Genomic DNA, 24177 nt, shown 5'->3' on the forward strand with positions numbered 1-24177 from the left:
TGCAGTCCCGCAATGATTCCGGGAGTTACCTTTGCTTTCTTTTTAAAGAAGTCCATTATTAATTTCGCAGCCTCATCTGATAAAAGAGGTGAGAGAAAATGACACCAACTGAAGTTCCATTTTGGATAACTCTAATCGGAAATTTTGGATTTCCTATAGCTTTAACCATTTATCTGTTTCTCAGGTTCGAAAAGAAACTTGAAAAATTAGCCGAAGTTATAATGCAGTTGGCCGAGGTCATTAACACTACAAAAAAGTAATGTTAATGGATGTTGGAAAATAGAAGGCTAACAAAAGCAGCTGCGCCATCAGGTTTTTAGGCTGCTACAATTCCGATATGAAGCGTTCATGTAACATTGGAATAAATTTTTTATTCTCAGAAGTTAGTTCAAAAAATAGCGAAATTCAACACCCTTTAGCTGTTAAAGCACGCAAACCACCCTTAAGGGTGGTTTTTTATCTTTAGATTAGATAGCTTCTTAAGATGAAAAAGCACATTATGCGTTGTTAACAACACACTTTATATGTTAGTATAAGTATACACAATAAAATTTCGGCATATACTAAAGAAAGAAGAAGAAAGTGAGTGTGAACTTTATGGATATTGAAAATAATTTTAAATCCTCTGTCTCCTTGAGTACTTTGGATTTTTTAAAAAGCAATGTTTATAATATTACGGACATTACGCGGAAGAATAAACTTACTGAAATTCTTGATAAATTTTCTAAAGAAACAACTGACGAAGTTTTTATAATCCAAAATTCTAAAAATAAAGATGCAAAAGGGGTCTTCCTGGATCTGGAGTTTTTTCAAGAGTTGCTTATGTATAAAGAGGTACTTGATCAAGCTTTAGATAATGCAGTTATAAAAGAAGCATCTCTTCGTAAAGATGAAAAGGCAACATTATCCCTAACAGACGTTTTTGAAGATGATGATATTGATTTTGATCAGTTGCTAAAAGAGATCGGTGAGTAATATTGAAAGTGAAAAATTTAGAAGAACTTAGTCAGTATCTTTTGGAAAATTATAATGTTGAATTAAAATTTATACCCGAAGTTGTTCAAGACATCAAAGCCATTAATAAAGGACATCGAACAACTGTTTTAGCATTGATCGTAAAAAGAGCTAAACAGGGCCCTCTTTTTGTTCCGGATGGTGTGGCGGAAACATTACATGGTAACCTTCATGGATTTGCGAAAATCAAATCAAATTCTTTAAAAATAAGAATAATTTATAGGCCTGTTGAAGATAATGTCATTCGAATGGAAATTGTAGCAATAGGTCCCAGGGATAAAGATAAAGCATATAGATTAGCTGCCAAACGCTTAGAAAGATTCTTCCGTTATATGGATGAAAAAAGTTAATCGGAAAACTCCATCTTTATAAATTATATCCTGACTTTTGCAATTGAAATGAATAAAAACAGCCAAAAACCCAGCAGTCATGAGGGTTTTTGGCTGTTTTTATTTGTCAGAAAGTGTAGGGTAATTCAACCTTTAAACGCAATGAGGTTTCACTTTATAAATTACGGGTCAATTCATTTGATTTAAACAGCAATTAGAAAAGTTAATCTTTTTGTTTTTGTTTCATGATGTTTTCGAGTGTATCCTCCGCATTGCTTTTTATATACCTATACACATCTTGTGGTAAGTCTGCTCGCATATGTCTAAGTGCATCAAGCATAGCCCGCATTGTCTTCACAAGAAAACAGCTTTTAATCCCAAGATCCTGCTTTATTCAAACATATCGCACCGGCAATGGCTAAATCGAACGCTTCAGTTTTCGAATATAGCCCATTCGGATGAACAGGAAGTAAATGACCTGGATGACAAAAAAGCTGCCTAATACAAGCATCGATTCTTTTACAAGGGAAAAATCAAACATATGCTGCAGTGCCGTCAGTGCAACGGCTCCATGAATCACAGCAACAAGTATGGGAGCGAAGAACAAAATACCAAGCTGAATGGTAACGATGTTGGAAAGCTCCTTGTCTGTCAGACCGAGTTTCCCAATCGCCGCAAACTTGCGTTTTTCATCGTCCAAATCCGTATAAATGCGGAAATATAAAAAGCTTCCGGCAGCAACGAAAAACACCGCCCCAATAAATAAGCCAATAAATAACGTCGCGCCAAACGCCTGATTCAAAAAATTCCACGTAGCGGGAAGTGAAAAGAATTGATATTGTCCGGCAATTGCTTCGGGTTCAATGGCACTGGTAAGCTTTTTACTTGGCCCAATCGTTTTCTTCCAATCTTTTACATAAAACGCATAATAATCACGTTGCTTTTCGAATTGCGTTAACTGTTCAAACATTCCGTCATCTACGACAATATAATCGACAAAATTCGGGAATATGTTGGCTGCAAGCGAACTTCTTTGTTCCAAATTCACTTGATTTTCCTTCAAGACAATGGTCTTATTGCGTTCCTGTTCAATATTCCTCTTCCCGCTATTCACTGTGCTTTCAGGATAAACAACCATCGCTTCGTTCCCGTTAAGATCTGCCTTTGCAAACTCAAATTCACCGCTTTGAATAAGATCGTTATAATCCGATTCCTTGACAATATGGATGGACTGATCATCACTGTCCCCTTTGGCAAGCAGTTCTTTCACCATTACTTTCGTTTCTTTAAAAGGAATCCCTTCCTTATCCAGTTCATTGCGGATAAGGGAAACATGGTCCATTTCATTATTGTTTCCTTCCTCTGACACATATTCAAACGCGAAGGGATTTTCAGCTGCCAACGAAGTAAATATCATCGACCGAAAGCCTACCAGTGAGCCGATGGCGGTAAAAGCGACTGTTGAAACAATGGCAACAAAAAAGAAAGTGCGTGCATTATCCTTCATGCGGTAGGCAAGGTCGGAAAAAAGCACCAGATTTGTTTTTTTCCAAAAGAAAGATTGCCGTTTCTTTAAAGCACGGATAAGAAAGACACTGAGCTGTGTAAACAAAAAATACGTCCCGATGATGACGGCCGTCGTTACAGGGATCATCGCTGCTGCTACACCCACACCTTTCACAAGCAATGCGACGACATAACCGCCTGCTAGCAAAACTGCAGCCAAAAACGAAAGCAGCAGCGATGCTTTTGGTTCAGCCTTCGGTACTGCATTTCCTTTCATTAGATCAACCAGCTTGCTCCCTTTCAAAATCACAACTGTTGCAAAAGAAATCATCACAAACAGGAACAAAAAAGCGACAAACGTTAAAACGAGCGCTTTTACAGGAAAGTAGAAATATAATGTTTCCTCCAATTCCAGGATATTTTCTGCTGCCATGAGCAATATCTTCGCAAAAATGAGCCCGAGGCTGATCCCCAAAATCGTTGAAAAAAAACCGATTAAAACATTTTCGAGAAACACCATTTTGCGGAGCTGCATATTGGTCATGCCATGCATCACGAGTAAACCGAACTCTTTCTTTCGCGTTTTTAAAAAAGAGCTCATTGAAAATAGCACAAAAATGAACGAAAAGACATAAATGATCGATTCCGCAAAATGCAACCCAAGCGAAACACTTGAATGAATCGTTTCTTGATGAAAAGCGGGGTGAAAGGCAAACATGGCATAAACGAAAAACACCATCACCGCAAACGTACTGCTGAGAAAATAGGCGGCATACGTCCGCTTGTTTCGCATGACATTGTTAAACGCGAACTGTGGAAAGGTCATGCGAATCCCCTCCTAACAGTGATAACACATCAATGATTTTTTGGAAAAAAGCCTGGCGGTTGTCACCGCGGTGAATTTCATTAAAAAGTTTGCCGTCTTTTATAAAAATCACACGATGACAATAACTTGCAGCAATAGGATCATGTGTGACCATCATCATCGTTGTTTGATCGTTTTCATTAATCTCTTCCAACGTTTCCATTACATCTTTTGACGATTTTGAATCAAGATTTCCTGTTGGTTCATCCGCCAGCAGCATATCCGGCGAATGAATGATCGCACGCGCAATGGCCGTCCGTTGGGCCTGGCCGCCCGAAATCTCATAGATGCGCTTTTTTAACAATTCGCTGATCCCAAGCTTATCAGCGACAATTTCCAGTTTTTCCTTCATGAGTTTTACTTTTTTACCGTCAAGTGTCAGCGGCAGCACAATATTTTCTTCAACGGTTAATGTATGGAGCAAATTAAAATCTTGAAAAACAAACCCAAGCTGCCTGCGGCGAAAAAGAGCCAGCTTTTCGTTTGTCAGCAGAAATGGATTGTTTCCATTCATCAAAATTTCTCCTGTTGTCGGCTGATCAATCGTGGCAACCATGTTCAGCAACGTCGTTTTTCCGCTTCCCGATGGTCCCATAATGCCGACAAATTCACCTTTATCAATGGATAAATGAATATTGTCAAGTGCTTTGTAAGGCACTTTTCCATCATATATCTTGCTGAGCTGCTTTACGTTTAACATTTCCATGTAAATAACCCCTTTCTTAACCATCTACACATACAAGCTTAATCGTTAAGCGGGGCCTTTATCTATCGGTTCACCTTTCATTTTCCTTACAATGATGTAAGGTTGTCGAAAACGTAATGTGTACGGTTGTCCCAACCCCAACTTCTGACTGAATATCAATATGATGGCCAAGGCGTTCACACACTTCCTTGACCAGGTATAAACCCATTCCTGTTGATTCCCGGTAAATCCGTCCATTTTCTCCCGTATAAAAAGGATGAAACACACGTTTTATATCCGTTTTCGGGATGCCGATTCCTTGGTCGCGTATTTCAAGGAAAACTCCCCTGCCGCGGTAAAAAGCGGCCATCGTTACTTTTTTATTTTTTCCCCCTGAATATTTCACGGCGTTGGTAATCAGCTGATTCAGTATGAATGTCATCCATTTTTCATCCGACTCAACTACTACATCATCATCCATTTTCACCTCGGGGTAAACATGGCTGTTGATAAAAAGCCGTTTATTTTCATGAATGGCTTGTAAGGCCAGTTTTTTTAATGAAACACGTTCCACTTTGAAGTCATGTTCAAATGTTTCAAGCCGGGCTGCATATAACACCATTTCAAGCCCTTTTCCAAGTTTGTCTGCCTCTTCGCGAATGCTGGAAAAATGCGGATTTTCTTCTTCCTGAACCGTTAATTCAATAACGGACAGCGGTGTTTTCATCTGATGAACCCATTGATTGATAAAGGTTGCGTGCATATTTCGCTGCTCCTCATAGCTGTTCAGCCGGTTGATGTAATAAATATATTGGGATTTCAACAGATGTCCAAGAGCAGCCGCAAGAGGAGCATCTCCGTATGTTTGATTGGCTTCTTCCAAATATTGAAACCTGGAAGATAATCGTTCATAAAAAGCCCTATGGCTGATAAAGCGATAACATAAATAACAAACGAAAATAAACAGCCCGATAAACAACGCATATAAGGCTACCGAAAAATGGCGGTAACCATCAAGCCAAAAAATGAACAAAACAGCCAAAAGCTGAACAATGACTGTAACCATTATAGGGGTGTGATCCCGAATAAAAAGTTTCATTTACGCATCTCCCTCTCCCCAGGCTGGAACGATCCGGTAGCCTTCTCCCCGTATGGTCTCTATCGCATTGTTAATCCCAAGCTCATGAAGTTTTTTTCGCACGCGGGTGATATTCACATTTAACGTATTATCGTCTACAAAAGATTGATCATCCCACAGCTTTTCCAATAACATTTCCCGGCTGACGACGCGCGGACACCGCTTGAGGAGCATTTCCAGTAAAACGGCTTCTTTTTTCGTGACAGAGACGATAGAATCGTTAAAATGAATTTCCAGCCTTTCGATGTAGAGGGAGAGTCCCTTTTTCTTGACGATTCGTTCTTCTATTTTCGGGGCATATTCTCCATATGCCCTGCGCAGGCTGCTGCGAATTTTTGCTGTTACGACATCATAATGGAACGGCTTCGTGATGTAATCATCCGCACCATTTTCCAATGCCATTACTTGATCCATCTCACCCGAGCGTGCTGATATGAATAAAATCGGGCATGTTGATACATTGCGAATTTGCCTGCACCAATAAAAGCCGTCAAAGTTTGGTAAATTCACATCGAGCAGAACCAGATCAGGTTCTTCTTCCATAAAGCTTTTCAAAATTTCATCGAAATGGCTGATCAATACAACAGCATAACCATATTTTTCAAGATGTGCGCGCAGAAGATCAGCAAGTTTCGGATCGTCCTCGACAATCATGATTTTTGACATCGTCCATCTTCCTTTGTTTTTTCTTTCTCCCATTCATTGTAATGCATTGCTTTCCATTATAAATATTAAATTTTATAATCGGCGGCCGGAACATAAAATATGACTTTCAAATCATCTGATTGCAAGAAATTTCTTGCACAACCTGGTATTTTCTGACAGGCTCATAATTAACCCTTTTACGAAAAAACTTATAATACAAGAACTTGCTCTTCTTTTGAAATATTCTTACAAATGCTCATTCCTTGAATTGGCTTGCCATCATTGTTAAGGTAAAACATGTTGAAAGCAGTCCGAAGCATCTCCATAAAAGGAAGGAGAGAAACAGTTTTGTGGAGTAAATTTTCTGGTGTATTCTGGATATCGGCTGCCATACTATTGGTTGCAGTTCTTTTTGGGGTAGTTGCCCCCAGTCAATTTGAAGCAGCTACCTCTCATATAGAATCAACGATCACCTCTAGTTTTGGCTGGTATTATTTAATCTTGGTTACTGTCATTGTCGCGTTTTGTCTTTTTCTCATTTTTAGCCCCGTAGGTGCCATTAAGCTGGGAAAAGAGGGAGAAAAGCCCGAATACTCCAAGCCAACATGGTTTGCCATGCTTTTTTCCGCAGGAATGGGAATCGGCCTCGTTTTTTGGGGAACTGCCGAACCAATATCCCACTACGCAATTGCCCCGCCGATGTCTGAGCCCGGAACAGACGCCGCCATTAAGGAATCGATGAGATTTACCTTCTTTCATTGGGGAATTCATGCATGGTCCGTATACGCCTTGGTCGGCCTTTGCCTTGCCTATTTTAATTTTCGCAAAGGAAGGCCCGGCTTAATTAGTGCAACGCTCAGTCCCATTTTGGGGAAATATTCCCAAGGGCGTCTTGCCATGTTGATAGACATTATTGCCGTAACGGCTACCGTTGTGGGAGTTGCGACGACACTCGGTTTTGGTGCTGCACAAATAAATGGAGGACTTGCATACCTGCTGGGCATTCCAAACAACTTTTTCATACAGCTGATCATTATTGTCATCGTAACCGCATTATTTTTAATGTCTGCCTGGTCCGGTTTAAGCAAAGGGATCAAGTATTTAAGCAATACGAACATGATACTGGCAGCTGTGTTGTTAGCTCTCATATTTATCCTTGGGCCGAGCCTGTTTATTTTAAACATGTTTACGGATACGGTCGGAACGTATATCCAAAACATTATTCAAATGAGTTTGAGAATTGCTCCGCTTGATACCGGTCATCGCGAGTGGATTAACAGCTGGACCATTTTTTATTGGGCATGGTGGATATCGTGGTCACCATTCGTCGGCATTTTTATTGCCCGCGTATCAAAGGGCCGAACAATCCGGGAGTTCATGATTGGCGTGTTGATTCTTCCTGTGATTGTCAGCTTTATTTGGTTCGCGGTCTTCGGGTCGACCGCTATTGATCTGCAGCAGTCAGGTGCTGTTGACTTAACGGAATTTGCCACGGAGGAAGTTTTGTTTGCCGTGTTCAATCAAATGCCTTTTTCTACCATCCTATCAATCGTCGGTGTCATTTTGATCGCAATCTTTTTCATCACATCTGCAGATTCGGCGACTTTCGTACTTGGAATGCAGGCATCCTATGGTTCTTTAACGCCGCCAAACCGCATAAAGGTTGTATGGGGAATCATCCTTGCGGCCATGGCTGCCATTCTCCTGTACAGCGGCGGCCTGCAGGCGCTGCAAAATTCTCTTATCATTGCGGCTTTTCCTTTTTCAGTGATCATGATTTTAATGATGTACTCCATTTACAAAGCACTGCGGAAAGAACGTGCCCAGTTGGGCTTAACCCGAAGACGAAAAATACACCAATCGTAGTCCGCTGCATGAATTTAAGATTAGAGAGTATCCGCTAAAAAGCAAGAAAAGACATTCAAAAAGCTGATTTCCATTCAAAGGGAAATCAGCTTTTGAATTTCATTTTTTATTTAACGATTAATACCGGTGCCTTCACTCTTTTGGCAACTTTATGGCTGACGCTGCCAAGCACCATCTCTTGGAGCGCATTGAGTCCCCGGCTGCCGACGATCACCATGTCACAGGAACTTTTATTGGCATATTCAACAATTGCGGGACCTGGATCACCGTTAAGCATGGTTAGTTTATGAGGAATGCTCGCTTTGGCAAAAACCTCTTCAACGGGAATCAATCGTTTTCTGCGCTCTGCCTCCAACGTTTCAAGATTCTGGCTCTGAAGCACTTCACTTTTCGATTTTGAAAAGTCCATCACATAAATGATTTCTACTTCAGCACCTTCGGACAGCTGCCCGAGTCTTGCCGCTTCCTTCGCTGCTCGAATTGAATTTTCGGAACCATCAGCAGCAACTAGTAATCTTTTTAACATGTAGATCTCCTGCCTTTTTTGTACATGGCTATCCTTCTGTTTTTCCATGAACAGCCATACGATTTACCGGGTTGGAGCTCGGTGTTGTTCAGACCACCCAACCTTAATAATTACCATTTTCTTCAATATTAGTATAACTTAATGAATTCATGCAAGTCATCCCAGTGGATTTGGGAAAATTTTCATTCTGATTTTTTCTTCAATGTTAACAATCATAACATACAGAGTCGCTTTTCCTTTAGTCACCAAAGCGAGTTTCGTTATTTGTTCACATATTTTCAAAAAAAAAACGCAAGAGCCGGGCAGCAATCAAATTTTCAATCTATCATGCAAAGGCTTGCCCAGTTTCGTATTTATCATCTTCCAATACGAGGATTCCTTTCTTTTCGGGAGCATTTGGAAGACCCAGCTCACGCGCAGAGCAAATCATCCCGCTGGATGCAATTCCTCTCAGTTCCGCATCCTTGATGACCATGCCGTTCGGCATGACAGCTCCTGCTTTGGCGACGACAACCTTTTGGCCTGCTTGCACGTTGGGAGCACCGCATACGATTTGCAGCTCTTCCGAACCGATATCAACCTGACAGACACTCAGCTTATCTGCATTGGGATGCTTTTCTTTATGTTTAACGAATCCGACAACAAACTTCGGTGAGAGATCCGCTTCTAATTTCTCTTCTATTCCGTTTTCAGCAAGCGCACGCCCAATTTTTTCCACCAACTGGCCGGACAGCTCCACATTTCCTTTTGCATCAATGGCTATATATTTGGAGGCGTGAAAAAGATTGAAGCCGCCTGTTGTATTCGTTTCTTTATCAAAGATCCGGACTGCATCCCCTTTTCGTTCAAACGTAAGGTTCTCCCTGTCCAATTCTTTCAACACGATGATCAATGTATCGCCGATTCCTTCACGATTATAAAATACATTCATGTTTTTTTCCCCTTTCCATCGTCCATTCTCTTATTTTTCCCCATGATAAATATCGGCTCAAGCTTGCCATTTTCATACATAAAAGAGAGTGCCGTGATCGGCACAAGGCCATTTGTAAAAAAGCTCATTGTCATTTGGGCCAGTACATCGTAGCCGACTTCATTCCGCAAATCGGCAATGATGAGAACGTCTTGATGGGGTACAGCCACAGCCATATCCCCTTTTATATTCTTTGACGTTTCCTCTAGAAATTTTTCGTTTAATATCCGGCTCGCGTCGTATCCGTCATTCGTATTCAGGAAGTAAAAATCGTTTCCAGCCACCTCGTCTTTTTTCATGGACGTCGGAAGTGAACGAACATTAAAACGTGCCATTTCCCTAATCTCGCCCGGATCAAGGCCCTCTTTTTGAATAAACTGCTCATCAATCAGACGATATGTTTTTCCGAGATCAAGCGCATAATATATTCTTGTCTCGGCAGTATGCTCATCAGTCAAGAATTTGTTTCCGTCTTCGGATTCCACTGGAAACGAAGTCGATCGAATAACTGGAAAAATATTTTTTTCACTTCCGGCAACAGATTGTTCCCGATTCATGACCACCAATGCTTCTTCCGCATAATAAACGACTTCATCTATCGCTTTGTCTTTTTGGTCATGCCATTTGGCAACGATCCCGGGCAAAGAAATATCGATTCCCTTTCCACTTGCCGTATTTTCTATGCGCAGCACTTCCTTGTTTCGATCATATGTAAATGTTCGGCCTTCTTTTTTCAGCCGCTTCTCAAGCTCGTCTTTCAGCTTCCGTTCATTCATTTTCATCTCAGAATCCTCCTCGGCAATATGGCTACACCCCATATTACACGAAAACGCCAATTGCCAAAAGGAAGAGGCTTATCCGTCAAATGACAGAAAGCCTCCTCGACACTCTACCTGCTTATAGATTCCTTTAATTGTATTACCTCATCCAAACTTAATTTGGTCAGCTTTGCCACCTGTTCATTTGCAAAGTTCTCCTTAAGGAGTTCAATGGCCAATCTCTTTCTTTCCGACACTCTGCCTTCTTCTCTACCTTCTTCTCTGCCTTCTTCTCTGCCTTCTTCCCTGCCTTGTTTCCTGCCCTCCTCAAGCCCTTCCTTTTTCCACTTCTCCCAAGTCTCGGCCAAAGTTGGCAGTTTCATGAATTCTTCTGAACGCAACATCTGTGCCGCCTCCTTCGTAATGATTGGTTGGATGTCATCCCTGAGCTTTTGTTCGAACTCTTTTGGAAGATGAAGGATCAACTCAATGAAATAAAACAAAGCCGATATATATTGAGATTTTTCTTCCGCTTGTCCCTCCTCCTTTTTCAGGATATTTCTTAAAAGTTCCCGTTTAAAGCGATAACGTTTTTGATCATCATTCTTCGTCTCATTTGCATAAATGCCGGCCAGCACCGCCATGGCAAAAGGGTTTTCGGAACGCACAAGGGCCTTTGTATCCTGATTTGCCAGTGCATATACATTGTACTTATACTGCAATTCCGTCCCAAAAAAGGAATAATAGAATGTGCCTGCTGGCTGGCTTGTTATATCTGAAGTAATGAAGGCGATGGCGCAAACTTCCCTATCATATTTATCATAGATGCGATAGAAGTATTGGAACATTCTTCGCTGAAAATCTTTCAAGCCGTCCCCCTGAACTTCAACATGTATCAATATCCATTGTTCTTCCCCGTCTTTTAAAAATACCTTGACAATCTGGTCTGCAACGCGTTTTCCTTTCTTTTCACGAATCACTCTCTTAAACAGCTCTTGCTGCAAAAACTCAGGCTCCTTCGAAAAATCAATGGCTTCATATAATTGGGGGGTGACAAATAAAATGAATTCCTCAAACAATTGGGTAATCAGTTTTTTCCAAAGTCCGTCATAATCAGGTGATGCAGCATCATACCTTTCCACTGGTTCACATACTGCGGCATTCAACATTATTTTACCACACCCTTTCACGGCAATTGAATCTGAATATTACATTAAATATACCACGAGCGAACATATGTTTCAATAAAAAGCACAAAAAGAAAAGAATGGAGTCGAATTTTCTCCATTCTCATTCTTCTTTATCAGTTTGGTAGGCTGTTGATAAAATCTTCAATCTCCTCCAGCGTCTTGCGGTCTTTGCTGACGAATCTTCCCGCCTCTTTGCCATCATGGAAAGCGACAAAGCTTGGAATGCCAAAGATATCCAGCTCTTGGCAAAGTTCAAGAAATTCATCGCGGTCCACGTGAATAAAATGATATTCCGGATAATCTGCTTCTAACCTCGGCAATACGGGCTCAAGCACCTTGCAGTCCGGGCACCAGTCCGCAGAAAACATAAAGATTGTCCGCTCTTCATTCTTCCATTGTTCAAACTGTTCTTTTGACTGTAATTTTTCCATATTAACCTCCAGTATTGATGAGCATTTGGCCGGATTTGATCCAGCCGCGTTTTCTCATATATTCCGATATAATTAAGCTTATCACAGCCGGACCGATAAAATGGAGTACAATGACTTGGATGAGAACACTAACTGAAAACCCCATCGTCGTAAATGTCATGATTTGCCCGACAAGCCCGCTTGTTCCCATACCTGCTCCTGCTGCATTGCTCGTCATTCTCCAGACGGTTGCTCCAATTGGAGCCAGAAGGATGCCTGCAGCCGTTGGAGGAATTAATATGAGCGGATACCTGATAATGTTTGGCACCTGGAGCATGGATGTTCCTAGCCCAATGGCGAGCAATCCGCCCACTTTATTTTCCCTGTAGCTTGCCACAGCAAAGCCGATCATTTGGGCACTGCAGCCAATCGTGGCGACACCGGCTGCAAGTCCATTCAAATCAAGCATTAAAGCGATCGCCGCACTTGAAATCGGGGCCGTAAGAGCAAGCCCCATTAATGTTGCCACAACAATTCCCATGATGATCGGACGCTGGTCGGTTGCCCACATGATCCAGCCGCCGAAAACCGTCATAAATTTTGAAATAGGTGCGCCAACAAACTTTGCTACAGCAAACCCGGTAAAAATGGTTACAAATGGAGTGACAATAATATCAACTTTTGTCTCCTTGCTCACCATTTTGCCAATTTCCGTTGAAATCAATGCAGCCACGTAACTGCCTGCAGGACCGCCAAATGCAGCACCGGCTGCCCCCGTTGCCACTGCTGCAAAGATGACCAAAGGCGGTGCGCCAAGCCCAAAAGCGATGGCTGCCCCAATCGCCGGTCCCATCAGCCCCATGGCCATATCGCCCATTTCAACCAAAAATGGCCAGACGAGTTGTTCACCAGCCGTTTTGATAATCAATCCTATAATCAATGAAGAAAAAAGGCCGAGCGCCATATAGCTTAAAGCATCAATTAAATAGGCTTTTGCCGTTAAATGGACACCTTTCCTATTGAGAAATTGTTTCACGAAAAATCCCCCTGTAAAAGATAAATATCAGTCCACTTAACTAGTGTAAAGACAACTGTATGTTTTGTCTATTATTTATTTTATATTTTTCCCTTAACGAATGAAAACACCCCCATAAAACTGGAGGTGCCAATACAAGATTCTTATTCAACGAGATTGATAAACAGCTTCTCCGCAGGAGAAGCTTCTTCAATATAATTTGTATCTTCAAGCCAGCGGATGACTTCTTCCCATAGTTCTTCCGACTGGCTTCCAAATGGTTCTTTTTCAGCTTCCATTTTCGGAAGCAAAATGTTCAGGCTTGCCTTTTCTACTTCTTCGCTCAGCGGAAAGTTTTCTTTATCCTGATTATCCAATAGAATTCCCAATGCTTCTTCCGGGTTTTCCTTCATAAACTCATACCCTTTGGCAGCTGCCCGCCAAAAAGCACGGATTGAATCTTCTTTTTCGTTCCACGTACCATCATTAGTAACAAACACCAGCTCATAATAACTTGGAACGCCGAAATCTACAGGGTTAAAATGTTCCGTTTCTATCCCCTGCTGCTGCAGCATAGGGACTTCATGGTTAATAAAAGCACCGCTTACCGCATCAACCCGCTTTGTCGCAATCGCCGCATTCAGTTCAAAGCCGATATCGGTCATCTTTACTTTGCTCATGTCTCCGCCGTCGGACTCTACGATCGTCTGTACGAGCGGTTCATTGAGCGGGATACCCGGCCAGCCGACTGTTTTTCCTTCCAAATCTTTCGGCCTCTTTATATCACTGTCTTTCAAATAAATTATATGATTGAGCGGGCTTCTGACAATCGCCGCAACAGATTTTACCGGTACCCCGTCTGCCCTGGCCGTGATTACATCTGACTGATAGGTGATGCCGAGTTCAATATCCCCCGTTGCAGCCAGGTTAATAGGATCCGTTGGATTGGCCGGGAAACGAATATTGACATCCAGGCCTTCCTCTTCAAAATAACCTTTCTCCTTTGCAGCATACAAATAACTATGTACGGCGTTGGGATACCAGTCCAGCATGATGTCAAAAGATTCTTTGTCCGTTTTATTTTTTTTATCTGCATTCGCAGCCGTTTCCTTGTTTTCTCCTCCACAGCCAGCTAGCAGCAAACTTGAAGATAGCACACTGGCCAATGCCCATTTCTTTATCATTTTACATTTCTCCATTTCAACGTTATTTTTTCCAGCCAACCCACAAGTAAAAACAGTGTAATTCCCAAAACCGACAGAATGACGATCGGCGCAAACACCCCGGCTCCATCAAACTGTGTCATCATTCTTCTACTAAAGTATCCCAGCCCCTTGTCAGCACCCAGCCATTCCCCGATTGCCGCGCCGATGACACTCAGCGTAACGGCTACTTTTAATCCCGAATAGAATTGGGGCAATGCGGACGGAAGTTCCACCTTAAAGAAAATCTGGCGTTTCGTGGCCCTCATCGTTTGAAGCGTTTCTTTTAAATGAGGATCTGCGGACCGCAGCCCGTCAAACGTATTGACCGTAATCGGAAAGAAAGTGATCAGTACTGTCACGACGACTTTGCTCCAGATGGAATAGCCAAACCAAAGGACGAATATCGGAGCAAGCGCAATGATGGGTATCGTTTGCGAAGCAATGAGCAATGGAAAAAACGCCTTCCTTACAATATCGCTCTTATGCATCCAGATGGACAAGCCGACACCACATATAAGCGACAACAAAAGTCCGATAAGCATAATCAGCGTCGTTGGCAGCAAATGTCCGATAAAAAGGACTGCCCTGAGCTCCCAAAGCCTTTCTGCAATTTGTATAGGTGATGGCAGTATAAAGGGTTTTCCATACAGGCGGGCGCCGCTCTCCCATCCAATTAAAAGCAGCAACAGGAGCAAAATTGATAATCCGTATTTTTTCAATAAGGTCATAATGTCACCAATTTTCTTAAATCAAGCAATATCTTCTCTTTTAATTCTGTAAAAGCAGGATCTTTTAAGTTCTCCACCGTCCGCGGTCTGCCGAGCGGCACCGGAATTTCTTCGAGACGGGACACCGGCTTTTGGCTGAACAACAGTACCCGATCGGATAGGAACAGCGCCTCCTCTACATCGTGAGTAATAAAGAGGATTGTTCTACCCGAATCAGCCCATTGTTCAAGCAGCCATTCATGCATGACTGTTTTCGTAACGGCATCCAGTGCGCTGAACGGCTCATCCAGGAGCAATAAGCAACTACCGCCCAACAAGGCACGCAAAAACGAAACACGCTGACGCATCCCTCCGGATAATTCATGGGGATAGCGGTGTTCAACATCTTTTAAACCAAATACTTCCAGCTTATCAATGACTTCGGGCCATACATCTTTTTTGTTTAACCTTTTTAACATGAGCGGCAAGGCGGCATTATCGACGACCGAAAGCCAAGGCAGCAGTCCGTCCTTTTGGGACATATATCCAACATGTCCCTGCCTGTTGGAAGGCTCCTCACCATTCACAAAAATACAGCCGCTGTTTTGCTTTTCAAGCCCTGAAATAAGTCGGAACAATGTACTTTTCCCGGAACCGCTTGGGCCGACAACGCTCACAAACTCGCCTTTTTTTACTGAAAAACTTAAATCTTGCAGTACAGGATCCTGTACATCCGAGTCATAAGCAAAAGATACGTGCTGAAAAACCAGAGCTTCATTCATCATAAGGCCCCCTTTCCTGAAATGGATTGCTCGTTTGTCCCCCTTTCTGTGGTGAGAAATGCTAAGGCACCATACATGAAAAAAGAGCACTTCCCAAAAAGAAGTGGCTCTGACCCATTTAACAGAATGCATGCGTATACAGATTATATGAATACGCGTTCTTTCCACTTCCCTGCGCTAGCATTATCTAGATCAGGTTAAAAGGGTTGAGGAAGTCCTCTCTCAGCTTTTGGCACCCCTAGTGTTTCCCATATTTTATTAACAATCCTTCCCTTTAATATATATATCATTTAACCTAAAAAATCAAATAGAGTTTGAAATTCCTTTCAAGGGGAAAATAGGTGCGGTTGATGGTATGATGAATGTATATGCAAAGGAGGAGGTAATATCGTGAGATTAACCGTATACTTGGCAGGAGAAATCCACAGCAGTTGGCGTGAGGAAATTAAAGAAAAAGCACAGGCACTCAAACTTCCGGTCGATTTTGTCGGGCCAATGGAAGACCATGACCGCTCCGACGCCATCGGCGAAGAAATCCTTGGCGAGCAGCCGAATGCCATTTACAGGGACGCGGCAGCTTCCAGCTTTAACAACTTGAGAACACAAGTCCTCATGCAAAAATCAGACCTTGTTATTGCGTTGTTTGGAGAGAAGTACAGGCAATGGAATACAGCCATGGATGCAAGTGCGGCCGTTACATCGGGAAAACCGCTCATCTTAATCCGCCCGGAAGAACTGCATCATCCCTTGAAAGAGTTGTCCCGGAAAGCAAACGCAACGGTGGAAACAGTGAATCAGGCCATAAAAGCGCTCTCATATATTTTAGAATAGGCCCTTATTAAAATAAAAAGCACAGAAAGCTGTTTGTGAACTGCTTTCTGTGCTTTTTAATAATTATCCCCGTCTTTTCTTTTCCCTCTGTCCGATCAGCAGTGTTACGATATGGCCGAACATTTCGGAACGGTCAATGCGTCCATTGGTGAAAACGCCAATGGCTCCTTCTTCGGAACTGATTCCGGTCCTTTGACAGTAATCATCCATGACCGGTCCAAGTTCTTCACCTGACCGAAGGCTGCCGGCGATTTCCTCCGGCAGCAGAATACGCGCACCGCCTGCCAGCACCGTCTTTCTCCCCCTTTCGGCCAATGCTCCCCAATTGCACAAAAAGAGGCCAAAAGGCGTTTCCGCAACGCCGCCTTCCAAGCCGATCGCCAACTTCGCTTTACTGTGATCCAAGCAATATTCAGCCCGATGGATGGCGCCATGTATCGTTTCCTCATCGGAGAAAGGCATGGCACTTACATTTGATGGGGCATCTATCGGGACAATCTCAGTCTCCATGCCCAAACCAAGAAGGGTATTTTGCACAGCTTTTAACTTTGCTCTGTTTTTTGAACCAACGGCAATAATCATAATGCCACTCCCATCCAGCAAACACTCATTTTATCTTTACCCAATTTCAATCCTGCTTATTGATTTCGAATAGACTTTACTGTAGACCAGTCGCTGGCTTTTACCAGCCTGGTTAACAGCTCTTTTGCCGCCGCATAGTCATCGACATGGACGATTGAAGCATGTGTATGGATATAGCGTGCGCAAATTCCAATCACCGCACTTGGCACCCCTTCGTTGGCAGTATGTACACGGCCTGCATCCGTTCCTCCCGGAGAAACAAAGTATTGGTAAGGAATATCATGTGTTTTTGCCATGTCCAGAATAAATTCGCGCATCCCTTTATGCGTGACCATCGTTCTGTCAAAGATTCTAAGCAAAGCCCCTTTTCCGATATGGCCGAATTCTTTCTCGTCTCCGGTCATGTCGTTGGCTGGGCTGGCATCAAGTGCAAAGAAGAGGTCGGGCTGGATCATATTGGCACTTGATGCCGCTCCCCGCAGCCCCACTTCTTCCTGTACGGTGGCGCCGGAATAGACGATGTTTGGCAGTTTTTCATTTTGTATTTCTTTTAGCAGCTCAATTGCAAGCCCGCATCCGTAACGGTTATCCCATGCCTTGGCCATAATTTTTTTCGGATTGGCCAATGGCGTAAACGGACAGACCGGAACAACTTGCTGTCCCGGTTTAATTCCTGCCTTCACGGCATCCCCTCGGTCATCTGCCCCGATGTCAATCATCATATTTTTGATTTCCATCGGCTTTTTTCTTTGTTCCTCCGTAAGCAGATGCGGCGGAATCGAGCCGATGACTCCTGTTACAGGCCCGGTGTCAGTGATGATCTGGACCCGCTGTGCAAGCATCACCTGATTCCACCAGCCGCCCAAAGGCTGAAAGCGGATCATCCCGTTTTTCGTAATTTGGGTGACCATAAACCCGACTTCATCCATGTGGCCTGCCACCATGATTTTAGGACCTGAAGGGTCACCTGATTTTACGCCAAAAATACTGCCCAATCTATCCTGTATTACCTGATCTGCATATTTTTCAAGCTGTTCGCGCATAAACTCTCTAACTTGGTGCTCATTTCCCGGAGCGCCCGGAAGCTCCGTCAGCGTTTGAAAAAGAACAAGCGTATCTTTGTCCAAATCCTCAACCCCTCTTCAGTGTATTTATTTGTATTTTAACATGAAACTGTTTTTGTCAAAAATAGGAATCCTTATATTCAAGGTCGAACTGCTTGCCTTCTTCCTGTATACTTAACTTATGTTATATTTTGGAGGTGCTCAATTGTGAACTGGAAAACATTTCTACTGGGAGCAGGCGCCGGCCTCATTACCGGCTATTTCGCAAGTGAAGCCATAAGAAAAAATTGTCTCATATCAGAAGAAAAAGTATTGGCGGATGTGAAAAACGCTTTTAAACAAACGGGTGAAGTTGACGGATCCTGGATTAAATTCAAACCCGAAGAGTTTGAAAAACACGGAGTTAAAACAAAAGTGTACCGCGGCGGCATTTCCCGCAAGCAAGACGGGGAATCCCAGCAATATGAGTTTATTGCCGATGCGTACACCGGAAGCGTTTTAGACGTATTTCCGGTATCACAGTAAAAAAACTACATAATTGGGATATGATAAGGATGGATTAGCAAAATGAAATTTTGTTAATCCATCCTTTTTATTTAGGTAAATATGTAAAACATTAACTTGGAAAAAGGGTGAATGAAAAAATGAAAAAAGATCAAAGCGGGGCCGCCCCTTTAGAGTATTCCCCGCAAAATATATGGGCTGGTTTCCTCTTTGGAGTAGGACTGATTACTTTTACCGACGAATTTGTATTCCATCAACTTTTGCAATGGCACCATTTTTACGATAATTCAACTACAAAGATCGGGATTGTTTCTGACGGTTTTTTTCATGCTTTTAGCTGGTTTGCCACAATCGGCGGGCTGTTTATGTTTGCAGATCTGCGCAGGCGGCATGCTCTCCGGCGAAAAAAATGGTGGGGAGGAGTGCTTCTTGGTGCGGGAGCCTTTCAATTGTATGACGGCATTGTTCAACATAAGCTCATGCGCATTCATCAAATCAGATATGTGGACAGCTTATTCGGCTACGATTTCGTTTGGAATGCCGCGGCTGTTGTCCTTCTTATAGGAGGAGCTTCACTTGTTTTTCGGGCCCGAAAGGAATCATCGGAAAAGAGGCGGGATTCCAGATGAACAGCGGGATACTGCTGTACGCACTTTTTTTAGCGGCTCTTTTTCTCTATTTATTTGCTGCCTTAAAGTCCAACACCCGAAAACATTTGAAACAATGGCCTGTAAAGCGATCTATTTTTTGGGCTTTGGGTATTATCAGTGTTTTATCAGCGGTTGCAGGCCCGCTTGCTGAAAGAGCCCATTCCGATTTTACCTTTCATATGATCGGCCATTTATTGCTTGGAATGCTGGGCCCGCTCCTTATGGTGCTGGCAGCCCCAATGACTCTTTTACTCAGAACACTCCCCGTTCAGGCAGCACGGCAACTGGCAAAGCTCCTTAAGAGCCGATACGCCGGATTCATCACTCATCCCATAACGGCTTCCCTGCTCAATATCGGGGGGTTATGGGTGCTTTATGCAACCGATTTGTATCATCTAATGCTTCATAACCATACCGTGCATACTCTTGTACACTTGCATGTTTTTCTTGCCGGATATGTTTTTACCGCCGCTTTTATTTATATCGATCCTGTTGTCCATCGCTTTGGGTATTTATACCGGTCTGCCGTATTTATCATTGCCTTGGCCGGACATGCCATCTTGTCCAAATACATTTACGTCCACCCCCCTGCAGGCATCCCGCCCGGCCAGGCAAAGATGGCCGGCATGATCATGTATTACGGCGGCGATGTGATTGATGCCATCATTATTTTCATTCTTTGCAAGCAGTGGTACAAGGCCCGGAGACCGAGATTTACTCCAGGTGAACCATCATATTCCGTTCATCGTTTTTCAGAATAATGGGCGGCTTCTTCCGGTTATTTGGAAGCAGCCGCCTTTTTCTTCTCTGTAATTGAAATGTACTGAAGCAGCAATTTTGGGGAGAAAACGGGTAAAACATGAATAACTCGCACTATATGTAGTTGCATCAAAATAATTACTTTTCTAAAATAATTTATTTTTTATCATTTACATAATCTTCGTTATAATCATTGTGTGGTAATTTTAAATTGCTATTTTAATAAAACAATGGAGGGTATAGGATGTCTACGATTGATAAGCAGGATATTGTATCAAGTGTTCCTCAAAAGGGTTTTTTCGGACACCCTAAAGGACTCTTTACTCTATTCTTTACGGAATTTTGGGAGCGCTTTTCTTATTATGGGATGAGGGCCATCCTTGTTTATTATATGTACTATGAGGTATCAAAAGGCGGGCTGGGCATTGATGAACAAACAGCCCTTGCGATCATGTCCATTTATGGCGCGCTCGTATATATGTCGGGAGTCATAGGTGGATGGCTGGCCGATCGAATATTCGGCACTTCCCAAGCCGTCTTTTATGGTGGAGTATTGATAATGTTCGGCCATATTGCCCTGGCGATACCCGGAAATTTAACGATGTTTTTCATTTCCATGGCCCTCATTGTCATCGGTACCGGATTGCTCAAGCCGAATGTATCCGCAATGGTCGGTGATATTTATAGTGAAAAGGATGATCGCCGTGATGCCGGATTCAGTATTTTTTACATGGGGATTAACCTGGGAGGATTCCTGTCGCCACTTATTGTCGGTTCTGTGATGGACTATAGTTTTCACCTTGGATTTGGATTCGCTGCCATCGGAATGTTTATTGGACTCGTAATGTTTATGTTGACGAAAAAAACAAACCTGGGGCTTGCAGGTACGTACATTGCTAACCCGTTAGCGCCTGCTGAGAAGAGAAAAGTCTATATGGTCATTGGAGGGGCTGCAGTTCTATTGGGGATTGTGTTAGCGGTTACGATCCCAACAGGCTTGCTGACGATTAAATCATTTATTGCTCTCGTTGGTATTTTAGGATTTCTCATTCCAACCATCTACTTTGTCGTCATGTATCGCAGCCCAAAAACAACCGAAGTAGAACGTTCGCGCGTTCTGGCTTATATCCCGTTATTTCTTGCTTCTGTCATGTTTTGGTCCATTCAAGAACAAGGATCAACCATTCTTGCCAACTTTGCTGATAAACGGACACAATTGGACGTTGCGGGGATCCATCTATCCCCTGCATGGTTTCAGTCATTGAATCCATTATTCATCATCGTGTTGGCGCCGGTATTCGCCTGGCTATGGGTAAAATTAGGAAAACGCCAGCCTTCCATTCCACAAAAGTTCTCTTTGGGATTATTGTTTGCGGGTCTTTCTTTCCTTGTCATTCTGCTGCCGGCACAATTCGGCGGTGAAGATTCATTGGTTCATCCCATCTGGCTCGTCCTCAGTTACTTGATCGTTGTAATCGGTGAATTGTGCTTATCACCTGTTGGCTTGTCGGCTACAACAAAATTGGCGCCCGCTGCATTCTCAGCCCAAACAATGAGCTTATGGTTCCTTTCCAATGCGGCCGCCCAAGGACTGAACGCACAGATTGTAAAATTCTACCGGCCCGAAACCGAAATGTTGTATTTTGGATCCATTGGCGGAATCGCGATCCTGCTAGGTATTATTCTATTGATCGTTACTCCTTTGATTCAAAAATATATGAAAGGTGTACGTTAATTTACGGGAAATTAGATTTTTCAAAATTTAATCCGGAGTCATGTATCGAAATACTGTACTCTAAAACCTTTTAACAAATTTTATTCAGTGTAGTTTTTATGGCACGAGGTACAACTGCCCGTCGCATACAGCTAGGGGCTGTCCAAAAAAGGATGTTGCTATATCAACATTCCTGAATAGAAAAAGGGGCGTCCAAAAGTCGAAAGACCGGCTTTTCGGACAGCCCTTTTCTTATTGTTAAAGTATAAGTTTTTTTATGAAAATCAGGCGAAAAAACATCTGCTTTGTCCGGCTTCAGCGCCTCCTCCTGCAATAAGTCAGCATCGGCGTACAAGTTGCCGTATGTCCTCTATCCCTTCGGAGTCAATCCAGTTTGTACGGCGATAAACAGGTGCTCGCGCTTTTCTTGGCTCCAACAAATCCCTGCAATTATTTTGAAACGGCAGCGGTGCGGTTTCTTTTAACCGAATCGATGATGTTGCCATCTTCATCCCATTTTAGTGCACGGTAATGGGCATCGTGGTAAAAAGTGAACCAGCTTCCCGAGTGGATCGCTTCCGGAATCCATTTTTGCTTCGCATAAATAGAGTCCATTGGATAATCATCATAGGCCAGGACCCATAATACATTCCGATGGGCGTGAGTCGGCATAATGTCGGCCATGTGGACAGCCCTCTCATCGCCGCTTTCAATCGTCACAATGCTGTGTCCGGCGCTGTGGCCTCCGGTATGGAACATTTTGATAGCGCCTTCAATCCCAATTTCTTTTGAAAACGTTTGAACTTGTTCTTGAATTGGTTCCCAGTTTTCTTTCCAGTATGTATTCCGGGAACGAATATTCGGATTCCGCATTTCATCCCATTCAATATCGGATGTGTAAATTACTGCATCCGGAAAAACGGAGGCGTATCCATCCCCGTCCTTTTTTGTCAATCCGCTTGCATGGTCGAAATGCATGTGAGTCATGCAAACAATATCAACGTCAGAAGGTGTCAGGCCCAATTTGGCAAGCGATTCATCTATTTTAGACTGCTCTGTAACACCATAATTCCTTATTTGCTTCTCGGTCATTTTACCGCGTCCAAGCCCGGATTCAATGAGTATGTTTTTTCCGTTCACTTGCAAAAAGATGGGGTCGGACCTTAATTCAACTTGATTTTTTTCGTTTACCGGATATTTTTTTTCCCATAACGGCTTTGGTACAACACCGAACATGGCTCCTCCGTCAAGGTACGTATCCCCGCCATTCAGCCATGTTAACGTCAATTCCCCAAGTTTCAACGTTTCCATTTTCTCAACCTCCCGAACTTTTCGAAATCATTGTACCATATTTCTGGAATATTCAGCCATCCCCAAGCCGTAAAGCAAAAAAATCCGCCACCTTCAATGAGGGGAAACTCTCGTAGCGGCCGGCCAATCCGACGGTTCAAACCTCATTTGCCCGTGGGCAATTCGACAAAGCCATGTATTAATCATATGTTTCAGCCTCATCCGATTTGGTAAAATCAATTGCCTGCCAGGAAAGCCCGATTGGTTCAACTAACAATCAGTGGGGGATAGAGGGCCACATTGTGTGGCAACGCCTGTATGACCCACACCTGTGGCCTAAATCCCCACTGACTGAAGTTTACTTTATCTGGATGGATTTGACTGATGGACGAATACCGTTAGATAAACTGCTCCAAATAACCCATCGAGGAATCCATTTCTTGGATGCGGTTTTTATTTTTATGCCTACCTGCGGAAAGAATCGTATGGGCAATCACATACCACTTCATTCTAAGCAGCAGGTTGTCTGTCATCTGGATTCCATATTGTTCCAGCCAATTCTCCCAATCAGGTCGCGGAATATAAAAATGTAAAAGAGGGCCAATGTCAAAAGCGGGATCTGCGATGGCAGCTTCATCCCAATCTATTAAGTAGAGTTCTCCTTCGTCAGAAAGAAGCCAGTTATTGTGATTTACATCGCCGTGGCAAACCGTCCATGTTTTGCACTGGACGTTGGCTATTTCCGATTCCAGAAATTGAAGGGACGTTTGAACGATCTTTCTCGATAGTAAATCCCCGTCCATTACGGCATCCACATCTGACAGCATCATTTCCGGTTTGTAAGGCGTTTTCCCGAGACGCGAAAGCATCGTTAACAGCGGGCGGGATTCATGTATTTTCTTCAACAGCTTTGCAACGCGGGATTGAGTCATATCTTGGGGTTTGAATTCCCTGCCGATTAAACATTCCTGGGCCGTAATGACATCGCCGTTTTCCATTCTTTTTGTCCAAATCAATTTCGGAACGATGCCCTCTGCAGATAAAACGGCAAGAAATGGAGAGGAATTGCGTTTCAGGAAAAGTTTTTCACGTTCATTTGATGCGAAAAAAGCTTCCCCTGTCGCCCCGCCAGCAGGAATGATTTCCCAATTATGCTCGAATAAATGTTTCAC

Annotated in this window: 26 protein-coding genes and 1 riboswitch; of the genes, 9 read left to right on the forward strand and 17 right to left on the reverse strand. The window is 43.0% G+C overall.

Annotated features, from left to right (window positions below):
• Positions 1–98 precede the first annotated feature (98 nt).
• The 3 genes from AB1L08_RS04590 (at position 99) to AB1L08_RS04600 (ending at position 1364) form a co-directional block, all read left to right on the forward strand.
• Positions 99–260: a YvrJ family protein gene (locus tag AB1L08_RS04590; RefSeq protein ID WP_413063506.1), complete on the forward strand. Its 162-nt coding sequence runs from the start codon at positions 99–101 to the stop codon at positions 258–260.
• Between the two features lie 337 nt (positions 261–597).
• Complete coding sequence (locus tag AB1L08_RS04595; RefSeq protein WP_413063507.1) at positions 598–975, forward strand: hypothetical protein; 378 nt, start codon at positions 598–600, stop codon at positions 973–975.
• Between the two features lie 8 nt (positions 976–983).
• Positions 984–1364, forward strand: a complete 381-nt coding sequence (locus tag AB1L08_RS04600) for a type II toxin-antitoxin system RelE family toxin (RefSeq protein ID WP_413063592.1) — start codon at positions 984–986, stop codon at positions 1362–1364.
• Between the two features lie 397 nt (positions 1365–1761).
• Here the strand turns inward: AB1L08_RS04600 and AB1L08_RS04605 are convergent, their stop codons facing one another.
• From AB1L08_RS04605 to AB1L08_RS04620, 4 genes are all read right to left on the reverse strand, one after another.
• Positions 1762–3675 (reverse strand): FtsX-like permease family protein, encoded by a 1914-nt coding sequence (locus AB1L08_RS04605; protein WP_413063508.1) that lies wholly within the window; start codon positions 3673–3675, stop codon positions 1762–1764.
• Positions 3650–4420, reverse strand: a complete 771-nt coding sequence (locus tag AB1L08_RS04610) for an ABC transporter ATP-binding protein (protein WP_413063509.1) — start codon at positions 4418–4420, stop codon at positions 3650–3652. The genes AB1L08_RS04605 and AB1L08_RS04610 overlap by 26 nt, the downstream gene beginning before the upstream one ends.
• 70 nt (positions 4421–4490) lie before the next feature.
• Entirely contained in the window at positions 4491–5498 is a 1008-nt protein-coding gene (locus tag AB1L08_RS04615; RefSeq protein WP_413063510.1) for a sensor histidine kinase, read from the reverse strand.
• Entirely contained in the window at positions 5499–6203 is a 705-nt protein-coding gene (locus AB1L08_RS04620; RefSeq protein ID WP_413063511.1) for a response regulator transcription factor, read from the reverse strand.
• 327 nt (positions 6204–6530) lie between these two features.
• Here AB1L08_RS04620 and AB1L08_RS04625 point away from each other — a divergent pair, with 327 nt between their 5' ends.
• Positions 6531–8048 carry a glycine betaine uptake BCCT transporter gene (locus tag AB1L08_RS04625; RefSeq protein WP_413063512.1) on the forward strand — a complete coding sequence of 506 codons (1518 nt, stop codon included), beginning with the start codon at positions 6531–6533 and terminating at the stop codon, positions 8046–8048.
• A 106-nt stretch (positions 8049–8154) separates the two neighbouring features.
• On the opposite strand, the gene AB1L08_RS04630 is transcribed toward AB1L08_RS04625, so the two are convergent.
• The 9 genes from AB1L08_RS04630 to AB1L08_RS04670 all read right to left on the reverse strand — a co-directional run bounded on the left by AB1L08_RS04630 (position 8155) and on the right by AB1L08_RS04670 (position 15611).
• Positions 8155–8574, reverse strand: a complete 420-nt coding sequence (locus AB1L08_RS04630; RefSeq protein ID WP_413063513.1) for a universal stress protein — start codon at positions 8572–8574, stop codon at positions 8155–8157.
• Between the two features lie 325 nt (positions 8575–8899).
• Complete coding sequence (gene ytpR, locus AB1L08_RS04635) at positions 8900–9505, reverse strand: YtpR family tRNA-binding protein (protein WP_413063514.1); 606 nt, start codon at positions 9503–9505, stop codon at positions 8900–8902.
• Positions 9502–10326 carry a DUF1444 domain-containing protein gene (locus tag AB1L08_RS04640; protein WP_413063515.1) on the reverse strand — a complete coding sequence of 275 codons (825 nt, stop codon included), beginning with the start codon at positions 10324–10326 and terminating at the stop codon, positions 9502–9504. The genes ytpR and AB1L08_RS04640 overlap by 4 nt, the downstream gene beginning before the upstream one ends.
• Positions 10327–10433: 107 nt before the next feature.
• Complete coding sequence (locus AB1L08_RS04645) at positions 10434–11471, reverse strand: RpnC/YadD family protein (protein WP_413063516.1); 1038 nt, start codon at positions 11469–11471, stop codon at positions 10434–10436.
• Positions 11472–11605: 134 nt separating this feature from the next.
• Complete coding sequence (locus AB1L08_RS04650) at positions 11606–11923, reverse strand: thioredoxin family protein (protein ID WP_413063517.1); 318 nt, start codon at positions 11921–11923, stop codon at positions 11606–11608.
• Between the two features lies 1 nt (position 11924).
• A complete protein-coding gene (locus tag AB1L08_RS04655; RefSeq protein WP_413063518.1) occupies positions 11925–12938 on the reverse strand; it encodes a PTS sugar transporter subunit IIC in 1014 nt (337 codons plus the stop codon).
• Between the two features lie 143 nt (positions 12939–13081).
• Positions 13082–14101: an ABC transporter substrate-binding protein gene (locus AB1L08_RS04660; RefSeq protein ID WP_413063519.1), complete on the reverse strand. Its 1020-nt coding sequence runs from the start codon at positions 14099–14101 to the stop codon at positions 13082–13084.
• On the reverse strand, positions 14098–14850 hold the full coding sequence (locus tag AB1L08_RS04665) for an ABC transporter permease (RefSeq protein WP_413063520.1): 753 nt from the start codon (positions 14848–14850) through the stop codon (positions 14098–14100). The genes AB1L08_RS04660 and AB1L08_RS04665 overlap by 4 nt, the downstream gene beginning before the upstream one ends.
• Positions 14847–15611, reverse strand: a complete 765-nt coding sequence (locus AB1L08_RS04670; RefSeq protein WP_413063521.1) for an ABC transporter ATP-binding protein — start codon at positions 15609–15611, stop codon at positions 14847–14849. Before AB1L08_RS04670 ends, AB1L08_RS04665 begins: the two co-directional genes overlap by 4 nt.
• A 152-nt stretch (positions 15612–15763) precedes the next feature.
• A riboswitch (TPP riboswitch) is annotated at positions 15764–15861 on the reverse strand.
• Positions 15862–16001: 140 nt separating this feature from the next.
• Here AB1L08_RS04670 and AB1L08_RS04675 point away from each other — a divergent pair.
• Positions 16002–16442 (forward strand): YtoQ family protein, encoded by a 441-nt coding sequence (locus AB1L08_RS04675; protein WP_413063522.1) that lies wholly within the window; start codon positions 16002–16004, stop codon positions 16440–16442.
• Positions 16443–16505: 63 nt separating this feature from the next.
• On the opposite strand, the gene AB1L08_RS04680 is transcribed toward AB1L08_RS04675, so the two are convergent.
• Positions 16506–17024 carry a DUF84 family protein gene (locus AB1L08_RS04680; protein WP_413063523.1) on the reverse strand — a complete coding sequence of 173 codons (519 nt, stop codon included), beginning with the start codon at positions 17022–17024 and terminating at the stop codon, positions 16506–16508.
• A 56-nt stretch (positions 17025–17080) separates the two neighbouring features.
• On the reverse strand, positions 17081–18151 hold the full coding sequence (locus tag AB1L08_RS04685; RefSeq protein WP_413063524.1) for a M42 family metallopeptidase: 1071 nt from the start codon (positions 18149–18151) through the stop codon (positions 17081–17083).
• A gap of 144 nt (positions 18152–18295) precedes the next feature.
• On the opposite strand from AB1L08_RS04685, the gene AB1L08_RS04690 reads away from it, so the two are divergent.
• The 4 genes from AB1L08_RS04690 (at position 18296) to AB1L08_RS04705 (ending at position 21736) form a co-directional block, all read left to right on the forward strand.
• Complete coding sequence (locus tag AB1L08_RS04690) at positions 18296–18613, forward strand: PepSY domain-containing protein (protein WP_413063525.1); 318 nt, start codon at positions 18296–18298, stop codon at positions 18611–18613.
• A gap of 119 nt (positions 18614–18732) precedes the next feature.
• On the forward strand, positions 18733–19221 hold the full coding sequence (locus AB1L08_RS04695) for a DUF2243 domain-containing protein (protein ID WP_413063526.1): 489 nt from the start codon (positions 18733–18735) through the stop codon (positions 19219–19221).
• Positions 19218–20003 (forward strand): cytochrome c oxidase assembly protein, encoded by a 786-nt coding sequence (locus tag AB1L08_RS04700; protein ID WP_413063527.1) that lies wholly within the window; start codon positions 19218–19220, stop codon positions 20001–20003. Before AB1L08_RS04695 ends, AB1L08_RS04700 begins: the two co-directional genes overlap by 4 nt.
• 242 nt (positions 20004–20245) lie before the next feature.
• A complete protein-coding gene (locus AB1L08_RS04705) occupies positions 20246–21736 on the forward strand; it encodes a peptide MFS transporter (protein ID WP_413063528.1) in 1491 nt (496 codons plus the stop codon).
• 429 nt (positions 21737–22165) lie between these two features.
• Here AB1L08_RS04705 and AB1L08_RS04710 read toward each other — a convergent pair whose 3' ends face one another.
• Positions 22166–23026 (reverse strand): YtnP family quorum-quenching lactonase, encoded by an 861-nt coding sequence (locus tag AB1L08_RS04710; RefSeq protein ID WP_413063529.1) that lies wholly within the window; start codon positions 23024–23026, stop codon positions 22166–22168.
• Between the two features lie 377 nt (positions 23027–23403).
• Positions 23404–24177, reverse strand: a complete 774-nt coding sequence (locus AB1L08_RS04715) for a phosphotransferase (protein WP_413063530.1) — start codon at positions 24175–24177, stop codon at positions 23404–23406.

It is taken from the genome of Siminovitchia jepli (assembly GCF_047228825.1).
GTDB lineage: Bacteria > Bacillota > Bacilli > Bacillales > Bacillaceae_C > Siminovitchia.